Genomic DNA, 15,010 nt, shown 5'->3' on the forward strand with positions numbered 1-15,010 from the left:
GCTAGCGAGTCGCAAGAACCATTGGGGCGACCCGCCGGTCGCCCTTTTTCGCTTTTATGGATTTGGGCTACAGACCCCACTCGAGCCAAGCCCCCCCAGATGGGGCGTAAGGATTAAATCCATAACCCCTCCAGCCTATTAACAAGCAGCAGGTGGCCCCGATTCCATTCCCGGTACCAGGTGCACCCACGATAGAAAAATCGGTCATGGCTTCATAGGAGATGCATTTTTGGGGTTTGCTTCGGTGCAACTCCGTTGCCAGCCTCTCCACAAACTGCACATTCCTAACCAGGAGATTCTTGCGGGCCATCAGAGCCTACAAAGTAGAGCCGGGCAGGTGCCAGGTACCAGAGCGAAACACAACGGCATTCGCGCCGGAGGCCAACTCGAGCTAAACTTTATAGCACATCCATATAGTAGGTTGCCCTGGTAACCACTATGCAAAATACATATCTCCGACCCTATCCTGCCTCCTGGGCAAACTGGCTGATCTCGAGATGGGATGCGCTGGGGGGACTTTTCTGGCTACCTTATCTTGGGATATTTGGGTTGCTGGCCCTGGCCCAAACCCTGGCCAAGTGGTGGGATGGCAGTCTGACTGTGGGGCAATTTCTACCCCTGCAAATTCTGGCCGCGAGCTATATTCCCTGGGGGCTGCTGCTCATCCGCTACTTAATTCGGGCTGCCCAGAAAGCCCTCGATACGATTCGTCCTACCCTGGGCCTGAGTGAGACTGGCTACCAGGAACTCAGATACCAGCTCGCCGTAGCCCCGGCTCAGGCTACACTGGCCGCTACCCTGGCTGGTGCAGGCTTTGGGGTAGTTTACTGGCTGGTCATCATGAAGCCGGTTCACCCCAGTATTTTGTGGAGCTCCTCCAGTGTGAGCCTGGCCATTGACCTGGGGGTTGCCCTGTTGATCTGGGCCGTTCTGGGTGCGCTGTTCTTTATGGCTTTGCGCCAGAGCCGGATTATCCAGCACGTCTATACCCGTATCGAACAGATCAATCTGATGCTGCCCCAGCCACTTTATGCCCTCTCCAACCACACTGTGGTGGCCGCCGTGGGCGGCACGCTGATCAACTATGTCTGGTTCGTTGTGGTCAGCCTGACCATCGCCCAGACTGCCCCCGCCATCACGGCAGTTTCGCTGGGGATGGAGGTGCTGATCGTGGTGGTGTTTGTGCTCCCGCTGTGGAGCATTCACATTTTGCTGCTGGAAGAAAAACGTCGCTTGCAAGGACTGCTTAACGAGCGCCTGCAAAGGGCCACCGCCGACCTGCACCAGAGCATAGACGAGGGAAGGCTGGATAGAATTGATCCCGTGCAAAAAGCCCTCTCCAGCATCCAGATCCAGCAAACTGTTTTGGATCGGGCCTCTACCTGGCCCTGGCAGCCCGAAACCTTCCGCATCCTCTCCACCGCCATAGCGGCTCCTCTGCTAATCTGGTTGGTGCAGCGAATCTTGAGCCGGCTGTTTAACTGAGGAGTCCTGTGGTCATCCAGCAGACTGCTCCCAGGCCCTATCCACCAGGCTGGATGGATCGGCTATTTGACTGGGTCGAACGACTGCCACTTCCATTTGGGTTGTTTTACCTGGGGCTGGGGCTGTTGTTTTTTACTGCCGAAACCCTGGTCAAGTGGTGGGATGGCAGTTATGCAGTGGGTACACTTAACCTGTTTCACTTCATCAGCAGCACCAACTTCGCCATTGGGCTGGGGCTGGTGCACTACCTGCGCAGGTCGGCCAGGGCTACCTTTGAGCACTTCCGGCCCTTCTTGCCCATGAGTGACCACGACAGCCAGATCGAATGCTACAAGCTCACCACAGCCCGCAGCCACTGGGCTCTGCTGGCCAGTCTGCTGGGAGTTTTGTGGGCATTGCTACAACAACAGATGGCCCCCGCTAAAGCCACTTCGCTGATGTTCACCTCACCTCAGGCCAGCGTGATTGATATGACTATCCTGCTGGTTTTTTGGTGGACACTGGGGGGGTTGATTTACTGGTTGATTCACTATTTGCGGGCCAGCGGGCAGATGCACCGCAAGAGCAGCGCCGACCTGCTGCGGCCCCAGGCCCTGTACGTGTTTTCCCGACTCAACTTGCGAGTTGCCGTCGGGGTAACTTTTATCAACTACGCCTGGCTCTATTTTGCGCCCCAGCAAAGCCTGCAGTATAGCGACTACCTGGCCTGCCTGGTGGTGGAAATGGTGGTGCTGGCGGCGTTTATTCTGCCCGCCTGGGGCATCCACGGGATGCTGCTTAAGGAAAAGCGGCGATTGCACGACGAGGTACACTCGAGGATCGAGCGCCTGGTGACCCAGCTCTATGTCGAGATTGACATGGGCAGCTACCAGCAGATTGATGGCATCTTCAAGGGGCTGGTGGCCTTGCAAACCGAGTACGTTTTGCTCGAGCGCAGTTCTACCTGGCCCTGGCCGGTCGAGACCCCCAGGCTGCTGGCTACGGCGATTTTTGTTCCCATACTGCTATGGATCACCCAGCGCCTGCTCGAGCGCTTTGGGATCTAAGGTATGCATATCATGTCCACTCGAACCACCACCCCGTCAGCCACGCCAGGGCTACGCTTTTTTGTGAGTGCCAACTTACAGGAACTGACTGAAGAACGCCTGGTTGTGCGAAGTGTAATCCAGCAATCGGGTCATGCATGTGTGATGTTCGAGATGGGGGCCAGACCCCATCCCCCCCAGAGCCTGTACCGCCCCTATATCCAGCAATGCCAGGTCTTTGTGGGGATCTACTTCCAGCGCTATGGCTGGATCGCCCCAAACATGACCCTGTCGGGCCTGGAAGACGAGTATCGGCTGGCAGCCAGCCTACCCCAACTGATCTACATCAAGGAACCGGCACCCGGACGCGAACCTCGCCTGGCCCAGTTGCTCGATACTATTCAGGCCGGGAATGCACACCCCAAAACCTTCGTGACCCTTGAGGAATTGCGCCAACTGCTCCACACCGACCTGGTTCAACTAAACCAGCAACTCCCTTCCACCCCCCCCTACCAGGAGCCCGAGCCTGCGGTACTCTCGAACCAGCCCCCCGTCGCTCTGACCTCCCTCATCGGGCGCGACGACGAGATCGCTGCGGTCAAGACCCTCCTGTTGGATGGGGCAAGACTGGTAACACTGGTGGGCCCAGGTGGGGTGGGCAAGACCCGGATTGCCACCGAGGTTGCCCGGGGGCTCGAGTCGCATTTTGCAGATGGCGTGTCCTTCATTCCAATCTCTACCCTGAGCGACCCGGCCCTGCTGGTACAGACTATTGCCCGCACCTTTGGCCTGCTCGAGTCGAGCAGCCGCCCGCTTCTGGAGAGCCTGATCGAATACCTGCGTCCCAAAAAGTTGTTGCTGCTGCTGGATGGTTTTGAAGGGGTGCTGCCTGCGGCATCGGTTGTCAGTGAGCTTTTGGGCAAAGCCCCTGGTCTTCAGATTCTGAGCACCAGCCGTGCGGTACTGCGACTTTTCGGCGAACGAGAACTGGCGGTGTCTCCACTGCAACTTCCGCCCAGCGGTGCGGGTTTTGAAGAACTCGGCCAGAGCGAAGCGGTTCGGCTATTTGTGGAGCGGGCCAGTGCAGTCAATCCTGCCTTTTCGCTGACCCCCGAAAATGCCGCCGCCGTGGGGGAAATTTGCCGCCGCCTGGATGGCTTGCCGCTGGCGATAGAACTAGCAGCCGTGCGAATCAAGGTGTTGCAACCCAGAACTTTATTGCAACGCCTTTCCAGCCGTCTCAAAACGCTGACCGATGGCCCCCGCGATCTGCCCGAGCGCCAGCGCACCCTGCGGGATGCCATCGAGTGGAGTTATCGTTTGTTGTCTGTACAAGAACAGCAGTTATTTACCTGCATGTCGGTTTTTGTAGCCGGATGCAATTTGGAAGCCCTTGAAGCAGTCTGTCACGATGAAAGCGACCTGGAATTGCTCGAGGAGGTCAGTGGTCTGATAGAAAAAAGCCTGGTCATTCAAGAACGGCAAAGTCTCGAGCCCCGCTTCTCGATGCTCGAGACCATCCGTGAGTTTGCCCTGGAAAAACTCGAGCTTTCCGGGCAAGCACCCAGGCGCCGAGAGATGCATGCCGCCTACTACCTCGAGCTCGCCGAGGCAGCCAGTACCGGACGCATCGGCCCCCGGCAGATGGACTGGCTGGAGCGGCTCGACCTCGAGCAGGCCAACCACCGTGCAGCCCTGACCTGGCTGATTGAAAATAAGAAAACCCTGGAAGCCCTGCGCATGGCCTCGAGCCTGCGCTGGTTCTGGGACTTGCGCGGCCAGTTTAGCGAGGGGCGGCGCTGGCTGCAAGACGCCCTGGATCTGCCCGGAGAGGTCCCTCCCCTGGTTCGAGCAAGTGCCTTGATGGGTCTGGGGGTGTTACTCTGGCGGCAAGGAAATTATACAAACGCCCGCCCACTGATGGAGGAGTCTCTGGCCCTCCGGCGAACCAATGGCGACCCGGAAGGCATCGCCTACGCCTTACAAAACCTGGGGAACCTGGCCACGCATCTGGGTGATTTTGCATCGGCCCGCACCTATCAGGACGAAAACCTCGAGATTCGGCGGCGGCTCGGTGAAAAAAGCAACCTGGCCGATGCCCTCTTCTCTCGCGGCAATGTGGCGCTGGTGGAGGGCAAGCTATCCGAGGCCAGAAAGCTGTACCTGGAAAGCTTCGATGTCTATAACGAAGTAGGGGATGTGTTGGGACTTCCCTTTGTGCTGGTTAATCTGGCTGAGGTGGCCCGCCTGCAGGGCGATTATCCTGCTGCCCAGACTCTGGGCGAGGATGCCAGGCACCTCGCCGAGCAATTTGGCGACCGACTGCGTCTCGCCAACGCCCTGCAGAGCCTGGGTCTTACCGCTCGAGACCAGGGCCAGCCCGAAGTAGCCGAAACAAAACTGCAACAGAGTCTGCATATCTACCGCGAGCTGGGGCATGGGCTCAAGATTGGCTTCGTAACCAGCGAGCTGGGCACGGTCATGTTGCAAAAAGGCCACCTCGCTGCAGCAAGGCAACTGTTCAGCCAGGGCCTCAGAACCCACCAGGCGTTAGGGTTGAATCCCGGCATTGCCTATGGGTTGCTGGGTCTGGCCGAGACGGCCTTGCAAGAAGGGAACCTTGCAGAAGCCCGGGAGTTCCTCCGCAGTGGCTTTCCCATCGCACTGCAAACCACCGACCACCTCACCATAGCCCGTTATCTCGAGACCCTGGCCTTGCTACTCCTCCAGAGCGACCCTGCCCAATCGGCACGTCTGTTTGGCGCCGCACATGCTATGCGCCAGGATAACGAGGTCGTGGTCTCTCAGGCCGAACAACCCGTATTACAAGCGGGCTTGGATCAACTATCTCGGCTGTTCGATGAAACCACCCTCGAGCAACTGTGGCAGGAGGGGCGGGCATCGGACATGACCGCCCGTTTTTTGAAACTGCTTGACTGATGCGCGATCTGCCTGGAATGTATGGGGTCACTTGGTAAAACACTCGATTTCGCATTACAGCCTAGGTGCTCATGGCGAACCCACGCCGTAGCGCACGCCGCAGCGCTACCTGGAAAGCGACCAGGCCCACCAGCAGCAGTACAACCGACTGCAAGGCCAGCAGCAAGACCATTGCACTCACGTCCCCTCCGGCTTCCAGGCGTCTTAGGGACTCGATGCCGAGAGTGAGCGGCAGCCAGGGGGCAACGGCTGCAATGGGGCCAGGTAACTGGGCCAACGGGATGACTGCGCCGCTCACGAATAGCAGGACATACTCGAGGGCCGAGGTGTAGCTAATCGCGTTGCGGTAGACCAGCAGCACCGCGCCCACCAGGAGGCCCAGCCCCGATAGCCCCAGAAGCGTCAGGATCAGGATGCCGAGCAGGCCCAGCCAGGGATACCCCACCAGGGCCGACCAGGGCAGTGCAAACACCGCAGCCAGAACCAGGAAAAGCGGTATGGCATAGACTGTGTGCTGGACAGCATAAATTCCCATGCGCACCAGCAACACCAGCACCGGCTGCCTGGCGTGGAGGTACATCTGCTCGAAGGCCCCGCTAGTGCTCTCCTCCCAGATGTCGGCGGAGATTCTAGACAACGGTATGCTGGCGTACTGCCAGAGGATGAGGGCGGCCAGGGCGGATATGCTGGCCTCGCCCAGCAGGGTTACCAGATAAAAGATCCCGCCGGTCACCAGAATGGCGGTTAGCAGGTTTCCGAGCAGTAGCTGCCGGTAGAACCGCAGATCAGCCCAGTACCTGATTAGCTCGGCTTTCAGCACTCTGCACCCCCTGTAGCAACTGCTCCAGTAAACCCTCGTGCAATTTCAGGTAATGAATACGCTCTGGCGACAGCCGGGCGGCCTCGGCAAGGCCGAACCTCACCCGGGTGAGCGAGCCCTCCGATTCCAGCACCTCGCCGAAGCCAGGCTCTCCCTCCACCCAGGCTTCCAGGGTCTGCACCAAGTTGAAGCGCGAAACCAACTGGCCGAGTGAGCTGTCCACCACGATGCGGGAGTTGTGTAGAACCAGTACCCGGTCGCAGATTGACTCCATAAAACCCATCTCGTGGCCGGTCAGCAGGACGGTGCTCCCCTGCCGGGCATACTGCCGCAAAAGGCTGCGCATCTGGGCCATGCTGGGCATGTCCAGGCCGGTAGAGGCATCGTCGAGCAGAAAGACCCTGGCTTGCTTGAGGTAGGCCAGGGCCAGTCCAACCCGCCGCTTGGTGCCAAAAGACAGATAAAGCAGCGGAGTGTCTGCTTTCTCCCCCAGCCCACAAAGCTCCATTACCCGCGCAACAGCCCCCGCTGCCTGCCTGATCCCCAGCAGGGCCGCGTAGTACAAAAGATTCTGCCTGGCGCTCATGAACTCGTACAGGCTCGGCTGGCCCTCTTTCATCACCGCCACATGCTGCCTTACAGACTCGCGCCCCAGCGGCCTTCCCAACAGGCTAATTTCACCCTGGTCTGGGAGCAGCAAGCCGCACAAGAGCTTAACCAGGGTGGTCTTGCCAGCGCCATTGAACCCCAGTAGCCCCACGATCTCCCCGGGATACAGGGCCAAGTTAACCTGGCTAAGAACCGGGTTCGAGGTAAAAGATTTTCCCAGGCCACGAACCGCAATCAAGGGTTGGTCTTGAAGCGAAGCTTCCCGGTGTAGCGGCTCCGGTCGGGATCCCATGCCCATGTGAACTTCTCCTGAACAAAGTCAATACTGTGATCCGGCAGATCCTCACCTTCGACGACGACCATTTTCCCATTCCAGCGTGCTTCCACCAGTTGGCCCTCGGCGATGATCTGCCGGAGGCATGTTATTTCATACCTACCAACCCCGGCTCGCGTGTAAAACACCTGCCAGGGGAAGACCCTCTCAACTTCAGTCGGGCCCTGGTACTCCCCATCGAACCTGTTGAAACACAGTGAGACGCCTATCCCAAGTCTGCGCACCTCACCGAGTGTAAAAATCGAGCCTGTTGCGCCCTTAGAGTACTCTATGGTTGCTTCCTGCTGGTAGACCATCAATCTATCTTTTATATGGTTCTTGCACTTCCAGGATTTGCATAGTGGAACCGCAAACGAGGCTGGGAAGTTGACCAGCTCGATCTCGCTAACCGAATGGCCAGGCACGGGATTCATGCGGCCTACACCACTCCCGCTATATGAATGGCCGTTAATCTTGCCAGAGAGATGTGTCACCGTTAGGATTTCTTGAGGTGACAGACCCAGCATATTTCGCAGTTCCAGCGGACTACTGGTCTCGAGAAGAGCCACCATGCCTCACCACCTTTGGTTGAATGCTGCACCGTAAAGATTAGCAGGCTCGTTATCCCTTTTCAAGTGGTCAATTGCACACTTGGTCAGGATACCTGGAGTTTGTGATCCCGGGTAATAGGTTCTGAGCGGTAGTTTCAGACTTTATATAGCAACAAATGCGTTCCTCACTATCTAAATAGCTCGGAGCACCCGGCACCTTGTGAACTGGAATCGCAAGCCGGACTCGTCGTGTGATGGCTGGTATGGACCTGGCTGGAAGGCCCCTACGGTACACACGGTTCTACCAGGTAAATTTGGGAAGGGGGTGCATTCGGTCAAGCAGCGCTTGTGGATCCGGGTATGCCATGTCCAGGCTTTTGTCCAAAGCGCTTACCGCCGTTTGCTCTTGATTGCCGGAGAGGTTTGCACCAGTGCATCCTGACGTGGATGGTTGTCTACCGAGCTCGCATCAAGAAAACCAATCACCCTGTCGAAACCTAGACTCCCAGGTACTCGCTCATTCGCGGCCTAGAAACTGGTGCCGGGAATGGGACTCGAACCCACACGGGCTTGCGCCCAACGGATTTTAAGTCCGTAGCGTCTACCATTCCGCCATCCCGGCAGGCCCGCTATCTAGTTTAGCGCTTGAACGCATTCTGACAACCCGTTTGCAGGGACAATTGACACTACTGACTTGTAACCACCACCGAGATACTGCATGAAAGCCATGCCTGATGTACTTGCACCGCAGGTTGTGCTCAGGGTATCCCTGGGTGGTGTGGCAAGGGTTGCAAGCTGCCAGCGTGGCGGCAGATTTTTGGGGCTCAAACCTGGTTCCGAGAGTCTAAATTTTGGAGGTGAGTTCACACATGTCCAGTTACGAAGAACCCAAACCCAGCAAACTGCAGCCGCTTCATCCGGCCCAAGAGGCCCTCTTGCTTGCCGAGGCCGACCGGAATCTGGCTGCCCTGCTGCCACCGCAGCAGGAATCACGGCTAAACCGAGCCCTCGACAAGCATGGCCTAACCCGCCGGGATTTCATAGCCTGGGCTACAGTTATGACCGCCACGCTAGGGCTGCCCCCCGCTTTCACGGGGCGCGTTGCCCGGGCTGCCGAGGCTGCTACCCGGCTGCCCATCATCTGGCAGGAATTGCAGTCTTGCACTGGCAACTCGATGGCCCTGCTGCGCACCGCCAACCCTGGGCTGGATAACATCATCCTCGAGGTACTTTCGCTCGAGTACCACCCCGCGCTGATGGCGGCTGCGGGCGACCAGGCCAAAGCGGTACTGGCGGGTAGTATCGAAAAGCACAGGGGTCAGTACATCGCCATATTTGAAGGTTCGGTGCCAGTCGGCCAGCGTGGCATCTTCATGACCTCCGGATCCAAAGGGGAACCCAGTACCGACCTGGTCAGACGTATCGCACGCGATGCCAAATATGTCCTCTCGGCGGGTACTTGCGCTGCCTATGGGGGAATCCCCAAGGCTGGCCCCAACCCTACCGAGGCCATGGGCATCAAAGAATTCCTGCGAGACAACAACATCCGTACGCCTGTAATCAATCTCCCGGCCTGCCCGGTCGGTGCGACCAACATTGTGGGCACCATTCTGGAGCTGGTGTTATTTGGCAGGGTTCCTCAGCTTGACGCTTTCGATCGTCCGGTCTGGGCCTATGGTACCCGCATCCACGACAAGTGTGAGCGGCGCGGCAACTTCGATGCGGGGGAGTTTGTGCAGAGCTGGGCCGACATCAGCAGCTTAAAGAAGGGTTTCTGCCTGTACAAAGTGGGCTGCAAAGGCCCTTTCACCTACAACAACTGCGGCGTGGTGCGCTACAACCAGGGCACCTCCTGGCCCATCCAGGCCGGTCACGGCTGCGTGGGCTGTAGTGAACCAAATTTCTGGGATACCATGACCCCCTTCCACCAGCCGGTAGCCGCCAGGGTTTTCTCACCGCCGGTGCTTAGCGACTCCACCGCCGACCGGGTCGGCCTGTGGACGATGGGTGCAGTCGCAGTCGGCATTGCTGCTCATGCCGTAGGAACCATGGTGCGTTCGGCCCTGGAAGACCGCAAGGCAAGCAAAACCTCCCCCGAGCCAAAGGAGTAAATCATGGCTGAGCGCATCGTAGTAGACCCCATTACCCGAATTGAAGGCCACCTGCGCATCGAGGCGGCAGTAGATGCACAGGGCGTAATCAGTCAAGCTTACAGCTCCGGCACTGCTTTCCGTGGAATCGAGCTGATCATGCGCGGACGCGACCCACGCGACCTGGGCATGTTCACCCAGCGCATCTGCGGGGTATGTACCTACCAGCATTACGAGGTTAGCACCGAAGCCGTCGAGCATGCGTATGGGGTGCGTGTTCCCCCCAATGCCCGCCTGGTACGCAATCTGATGTGGACGGCACAGGTTGTCTACGACCACGTAGTGCATTTCTATCACCTTCACGGGATGGACTGGTTTGATATCGTCTCGGCCCTGGGGGCAAACCCGGCCAGGGCCGTGCGGGTCGCCCATGAGTACCACGCCAACCCCTACAACGCCTCGGAGAGTCATTATGGTCTGGTAGCCCAGCGGCTGACCCGGTTTGTCCAGAGTGGGCAGCTAGGTCCCTTTGCCGGTGCTTACTGGGGCCATCCAGCCTACAAGCTAACCCCCGAAGAGAACCTGATTATGGCCTCGCACTACCTCGACGCACTGGCCCTGCAACGGGTCATGTCGCAGATGCTGGCCATCTTTGGGGCCAAAAGCCCCCACCCGCAGAGCCTGATTGTGGGCGGGGTGACCTCGGTGCGCGATGCCCTCAGCGCCGAGCGAATCGGCCAGTACCTATTCATGCTAAAACAGGCCCAGGACTTCATTGACCGGGCCTACCTGCCCGACCTGGTGATGATGGGCACCCGCTACAAAGACGAGGCCCTGCGCGGTGATGGGGCCGGCCTGAGCAACTATATGTCGGTCGGCGCCCTTCCCCTCGATGAAGAGCCCTGGGAGAACCAGCACTTCTTCTTGCCCAAGGGCCTGGTGGTCAACCGCGACCTGACCAGGGTTCTGCCCATAGACCCTCAGAAAATTACCGAGGAAGTCGCCCGCTCCTACTACACCTACGAAGGTGACCAGACCGCACTGCATCCCTTCGAAGGGCAGACCAACCCGCAGTACACTGGCCTCGAGCCCGATGGCAAGCTCAAAGTGGATGGAAAGTACTCGTGGCTCAAAAGCCCGCGCTACGACGGCCTGAATGTCGAAGTCGGCCCGCTGGCCCGCCTGATCGTGGCCTATGCAGCCGGTAATGAGGCCAGCAAGCGAATCATGGATGGGTACACCGCCCGTATCGGGGTTCCCTTCCGCTTCTGGTACTCCACCCTGGGCCGCACGGTTGCGCGTGGCATGGAGACCAAGCTGCTGGCCGATTACATGCCCACCCTGGTCAACGAGCTGGTTGCCAATGTTTCGAAGGGGGACGAACGCTTCTTCACCAGCTATAGCCCTAAAGACGGCGACGGCTTCAGGATGTCGGAGGTTCCTCGCGGCACGCTATCGCACTGGGTACGGGTAAAGAACGGGCGGATCGAGAACTTCCAGGCTGTGGTTCCTTCTACCTGGAATGCTTCGCCCAGGGATGCCAAAGGGCAGGTCGGCGCCTACGAAGCCTCACTGGCGGGACAAAGGCTGGCAGACCCCGAGAAGCCCCTGGAGATTCTGCGCACGGTTCATTCCTTCGACCCCTGCCTGGCCTGCGCGGTGCACCTGCTGGATCCCAAGGGCAACCCGCTAGCCCACCTGAAAATTAAGGTGTAGGAGGACACAATGGCCAATCCCAACCCACAAGAGCCTGTCCGACTGCACTACACCTTCGGACGCTTCACCCGTGCCTCCCACTGGATTCGGGTGGTACTGATTGTCTGGCTTTCGGTAAGCGGTTTTTACATCGCCAACCCTTTCCTGACCCCGGATCTGAGATTTGATCAGCTCTATATTCGCAGCCTGCACATTGCGGCAGGATGGTTTTTGCTGGCCATCACGCTGATCCGCATCTACGAGTTCTTCTTCCTCAAGCCCGGCCCAAAGCTGGGCCTGGGTCAGGAAGTAAGCATGGGGCGCATCCTCTTCGATTGGAAGGCCTGGCGCGACCAGTTGGCGTTCTACACGCTGCTCCGGCGCGACCACCCCACCTACATCTACTCCAACTACGGCCCGCTGCAGTACCTGGCCTATATTGTTCTCTACCTTAGCCTGGTTGTAGTCATCCTGACCGGCCTGATCCTGGCAGCCCCCTACCAGAGCATGGGTCTGGCGGGCTGGACCGGGCAGTTGCTCAAGCCCCTCGAGGTCGCACTCGGCGGGCTTGCCAACGTGCGCATCTACCACCACATTGCCATGTGGGTTCTGATAGTCTTCACCCTGATTCATGTGTACATGGTGGCCTGGTACTCGATCCGTGGGCGTTCCATGGTGATGGAAGCCATGATCTCGGGGTACAAGGTAGACGATGCCCAGCCGCAAAAATAGGAACGCTTGGGCCCCCTGGTTCCGGGGTCAGTTTGGCTGGGCGGATACGCACCAACTCGAGCGCCCCCGCAGGTGGCTGCGAGCGCCTGGGTCGAAGCGGGGAGTCCCGCTCGTGTGCTGGGCCGGCCGGTACAATAGGAAAGCACAGGCTGGCCTTCCCGTCGAACGGGCTACAATTGGGCTGGAATCGCGGGTTGTTGGGCGTGGAATCGCGGGTTGAGGGTGGTTATGGCACACGAGATACTGCTACTGGGCGTGGGAAACCTTCTGTACGGGGACGAGGGCGTGGGGGTGGTGCTGGTCAGGCGGTTGAAGGAAAAATATGCCTTCTCCGAGCGCCTGGAAATTGTGGATGGGGGAACCCTGGCCTGGGATCTTTTGCCGCTGATTGCTGGCCGCGAGCAGGTCATTGTGGTGGACGCGGTAGCGGCTGAACTGGGCGAGATTTATCGTTTCTCCCTGCACGATATTCCCAGTGCAATTCAGTACGGCAAGCTATCCTCGCACGAATGGGAGATGCCCGAACTGTTGACCGCCATGGAAATTCATGGCGACCTGCCCCCCGTAACCTTTATCGCCATCGGGGTCAACTCGCTCGCCGAGATTAGCTCGAGCCTGACCCTCGAGCTCAGCCTACGCATCGCCAGTCGCCTCGAGGCCCTGGAAAAAGCGGTCTTGCAGGAGCTGGCCTCCCTGGGGGTACAGCCCCTCTCCGAGGCAGCCCATGCATGAACTCGGCCTGATGCAGAACATCCTTGAGATCGCTGAGGTACACGCCCGGCGCGAAGGGGCCAGGGCCATCCGCGAAATCGGCCTGAAGGTGGGAGCCCTGAGCGGGGTGGAGAAAGCAGCCCTGGAGTTTGCCTTTGAGGCCCTCAAGTCCGATACCCTGGCCCATGGAGCCCGGCTCGAGGTTCGCTGGCTTCCCCTGCGGGCCCACTGCCCGGAGTGCCGGATAGATTTTGAGTCGGAGAACCGCTCTGGAGTCGCGGTTTGTCCTGCTTGTAACCAGGCTACGGCGGCGATCAAGCAAGGGCAGGAGTTAGAAGTAGAGTATCTGGACGTGGACTAGGGGGGCGGTATGGCAGAGATTAAGGAGATTGGAATTGGGCTGTCGGTGCTGGGGGAGCACGCCCAGGAGCGCGGGCGGCGCATCCGCGTAGAAAAGGGCGTAATGGCCCTCAACGACCAGTACGCCGCGGCCAACCGAGCGCGCCTCCGGGCGGCGGGGGTCAGAACGCTAAACCTGCTCTCCTCGCCAGGGGCCGGCAAGACCACCCTGCTGTCCCGCACCCTGCAAGACCTCCAGGACAGCCTGTCCATGGCGGTGATTGTGGGCGACCTGGCCACCGACAACGATGCCCAGCGTTTGCGGGTAGGCGGGGCCACCGCAGTACAGATTCAGACCGGAACCCTCTGCCACCTCGAGGCGGCCATGATTGAGCGCGCCCTGGAACCCCTGAACCTGGAAGCGCTCGATCTGCTCTTCATCGAGAATGTGGGCAACCTGGTCTGCCCTGCCGCCTACGACCTGGGCGAGGATGCCCGGGTGGTGCTTTTCTCCACGACCGAGGGCGAGGACAAGCCCCTGAAATACCCCCGGATGTTCAAGAGCGCCGACCTGATTCTGGTCACCAAAAGCGACCTGGCCGAGGCGGTGGGCTTTGACCGGGCCAGCGCTCTGGAAAACCTGGGCCAGGTTGCACCCCAGGCAGCGATCCTGGAGGTCTCGACCCGAACCGGAATGGGCCTCGAGGCCTGGTATGACTTCTTGCGGCGGCCCAACTGAACCTGAACCCAGTCCCACCCCTGTCCTGGCATACCCGGGCTGGCGTGGGCGCGACCCGTGAGAAAATTGCCAATTCCCCGCCACCGGCCTATCCCCGCAGCAGAGTCACCGCCGCTGCAACCCCTGGAGGCAGAAATCTGGCCCTGATGCTTTTGCGCGAATTGCGCCCATACTTTTCCGGTTATGCAACCTAGCCTCGAGCAAACCTGGCGTATACGGGTGCAGGGGGTGGTGCAGGGGGTGGGGTTCCGCCCCTTCATTTACCGCCTGGCCCTGCAGTTGGGGCTTTCGGGCTGGGTGCGCAACGACCTCGAGGGCGTGCTCATCGAGGCTTCTGCAACCCCTGAGCGACTGACGCAGCTGGTCGAGTTGATCCGCGAGCAAGCCCCTCCCGCCGCCCGACTCGAGCAAGTAGAGATACTGGAAAAACGTCCGGGGAGCCTGCCCGACGGCTTTGCCATTGTGGAAAGTGAGTCCACCGGCCCCATGGCTACCCGGATCTCGCCCGACCTGACCGTCTGCCCCGACTGTCTGAGCGAACTGGAAAACCCTACCGACCGGCGCTACCGCTATCCGTTCATCAACTGCACCAATTGTGGCCCCCGCTACTCGATTATCCAGCAACTGCCCTACGACCGCCCTCTCACCACCATGCGGGGCTTTGCGATGTGCCCGGAGTGCGCTCGGGAGTACCACGACCCCCTCAACCGCCGCTTCCACGCCCAGCCCGTGGCCTGCCCGGCCTGCGGGCCGCAGGTTTACCTGTGGGATCACAAGCTGCAAGCCCTCGCCAGCCGGCACCAGGCCATAGTGCAGTCCGCCCAGCTGCTGCGCGAAGGACATATCCTGGCGGTTAAGGGGCTGGGGGGCTACCACCTGGCCTGCGATGCCACCCAGACCGAGGCCGTGGAACTGCTCCGCAGCCGCAAACTGCGCCGGTTCAAACCGCTGGCCTTGATGG

Annotated in this window: 13 protein-coding genes and 1 tRNA gene; 10 read left to right on the forward strand and 4 right to left on the reverse strand. The window is 59.6% G+C overall.

Features of this window, described 5'->3' with window-relative positions; genetic code table 11:
• The first annotated feature begins 438 nt into the window (after nt 1–438).
• The 3 genes from Q0288_RS01315 to Q0288_RS01325 all read left to right on the forward strand — a co-directional run bounded on the left by Q0288_RS01315 (nt 439) and on the right by Q0288_RS01325 (nt 5,450).
• Nucleotides 439–1,485: a hypothetical protein gene (locus tag Q0288_RS01315; RefSeq protein ID WP_299425970.1), complete on the forward strand. Its 1,047-nt coding sequence runs from the start codon at nt 439–441 to the stop codon at nt 1,483–1,485.
• An 8-nt stretch (nt 1,486–1,493) separates the two neighbouring features.
• Nucleotides 1,494–2,531, forward strand: coding sequence for a hypothetical protein (locus Q0288_RS01320; RefSeq protein WP_299425973.1), 1,038 nt, complete (start codon nt 1,494–1,496; stop codon nt 2,529–2,531).
• Between the two features lie 63 nt (nt 2,532–2,594).
• Complete coding sequence (locus Q0288_RS01325; protein WP_299425976.1) at nt 2,595–5,450, forward strand: tetratricopeptide repeat protein; 2,856 nt, start codon at nt 2,595–2,597, stop codon at nt 5,448–5,450.
• Between the two features lie 61 nt (nt 5,451–5,511).
• Here Q0288_RS01325 and Q0288_RS01330 read toward each other — a convergent pair whose 3' ends face one another.
• The 4 genes from Q0288_RS01330 to Q0288_RS01345 all read right to left on the reverse strand — a co-directional run bounded on the left by Q0288_RS01330 (nt 5,512) and on the right by Q0288_RS01345 (nt 8,365).
• Nucleotides 5,512–6,270, reverse strand: coding sequence for an ABC transporter permease (locus tag Q0288_RS01330; RefSeq protein ID WP_299425979.1), 759 nt, complete (start codon nt 6,268–6,270; stop codon nt 5,512–5,514).
• A complete protein-coding gene (locus Q0288_RS01335; protein WP_366914719.1) occupies nt 6,236–7,177 on the reverse strand; it encodes an ABC transporter ATP-binding protein in 942 nt (313 codons plus the stop codon). Before Q0288_RS01335 ends, Q0288_RS01330 begins: the two co-directional genes overlap by 35 nt.
• Entirely contained in the window at nt 7,114–7,626 is a 513-nt protein-coding gene (locus Q0288_RS01340; RefSeq protein ID WP_299425992.1) for a hypothetical protein, read from the reverse strand. The genes Q0288_RS01335 and Q0288_RS01340 overlap by 64 nt, the downstream gene beginning before the upstream one ends.
• Nucleotides 7,627–8,279: 653 nt before the next feature.
• Nucleotides 8,280–8,365: transfer RNA gene (locus Q0288_RS01345), tRNA-Leu, on the reverse strand.
• Between the two features lie 247 nt (nt 8,366–8,612).
• Here Q0288_RS01345 and Q0288_RS01350 point away from each other — a divergent pair.
• The 7 genes from Q0288_RS01350 to Q0288_RS01380 all read left to right on the forward strand — a co-directional run.
• Nucleotides 8,613–9,854 (forward strand): hydrogenase small subunit, encoded by a 1,242-nt coding sequence (locus Q0288_RS01350; protein WP_299425994.1) that lies wholly within the window; start codon nt 8,613–8,615, stop codon nt 9,852–9,854.
• Between the two features lie 3 nt (nt 9,855–9,857).
• The gene (locus Q0288_RS01355) at nt 9,858–11,549 is read left to right on the forward strand and encodes a nickel-dependent hydrogenase large subunit (protein ID WP_299425996.1); all 1,692 of its coding nucleotides are present in this window, start codon (nt 9,858–9,860) and stop codon (nt 11,547–11,549) included.
• A 9-nt stretch (nt 11,550–11,558) separates the two neighbouring features.
• Nucleotides 11,559–12,260 (forward strand): Ni/Fe-hydrogenase, b-type cytochrome subunit, encoded by a 702-nt coding sequence (gene cybH / locus Q0288_RS01360; RefSeq protein ID WP_299425998.1) that lies wholly within the window; start codon nt 11,559–11,561, stop codon nt 12,258–12,260.
• A gap of 228 nt (nt 12,261–12,488) precedes the next feature.
• Nucleotides 12,489–12,992 (forward strand): hydrogenase maturation protease, encoded by a 504-nt coding sequence (locus Q0288_RS01365; protein ID WP_299426000.1) that lies wholly within the window; start codon nt 12,489–12,491, stop codon nt 12,990–12,992.
• Entirely contained in the window at nt 12,985–13,332 is a 348-nt protein-coding gene (gene hypA / locus Q0288_RS01370; RefSeq protein ID WP_299426001.1) for a hydrogenase maturation nickel metallochaperone HypA, read from the forward strand. The genes Q0288_RS01365 and hypA overlap by 8 nt, the downstream gene beginning before the upstream one ends.
• Before the next feature lie 9 nt (nt 13,333–13,341).
• On the forward strand, nt 13,342–14,049 hold the full coding sequence (gene hypB, locus Q0288_RS01375) for a hydrogenase nickel incorporation protein HypB (protein ID WP_299426003.1): 708 nt from the start codon (nt 13,342–13,344) through the stop codon (nt 14,047–14,049).
• A 183-nt stretch (nt 14,050–14,232) separates the two neighbouring features.
• A partial coding sequence (locus Q0288_RS01380) for an acylphosphatase (RefSeq protein WP_299426005.1) occupies nt 14,233–15,010 on the forward strand: 778 nt, incomplete at its 3' end.

The organism is uncultured Meiothermus sp., assembly GCF_937863175.1.
Classification (GTDB): domain Bacteria; phylum Deinococcota; class Deinococci; order Deinococcales; family Thermaceae; genus Meiothermus.

Coding starts and splice junctions, on each gene's coding strand:
- hypA (WP_299426001.1), top strand. CDS start 12,985: ATGCATGAACTCGGCCTGATGCAGAACATCCTTGAGATCGCTGAGGTA.
- Q0288_RS01350 (WP_299425994.1), top strand. CDS start 8,613: ATGTCCAGTTACGAAGAACCCAAACCCAGCAAACTGCAGCCGCTTCAT.
- Q0288_RS01315 (WP_299425970.1), top strand. CDS start 439: ATGCAAAATACATATCTCCGACCCTATCCTGCCTCCTGGGCAAACTGG.
- hypB (WP_299426003.1), top strand. CDS start 13,342: ATGGCAGAGATTAAGGAGATTGGAATTGGGCTGTCGGTGCTGGGGGAG.
- Q0288_RS01365 (WP_299426000.1), top strand. CDS start 12,489: ATGGCACACGAGATACTGCTACTGGGCGTGGGAAACCTTCTGTACGGG.
- Q0288_RS01335 (WP_366914719.1), bottom strand. CDS start 7,177: ATGGGCATGGGATCCCGACCGGAGCCGCTACACCGGGAAGCTTCGCTT.
- cybH (WP_299425998.1), top strand. CDS start 11,559: ATGGCCAATCCCAACCCACAAGAGCCTGTCCGACTGCACTACACCTTC.
- Q0288_RS01355 (WP_299425996.1), top strand. CDS start 9,858: ATGGCTGAGCGCATCGTAGTAGACCCCATTACCCGAATTGAAGGCCAC.
- Q0288_RS01340 (WP_299425992.1), bottom strand. CDS start 7,626: ATGAATCCCGTGCCTGGCCATTCGGTTAGCGAGATCGAGCTGGTCAAC.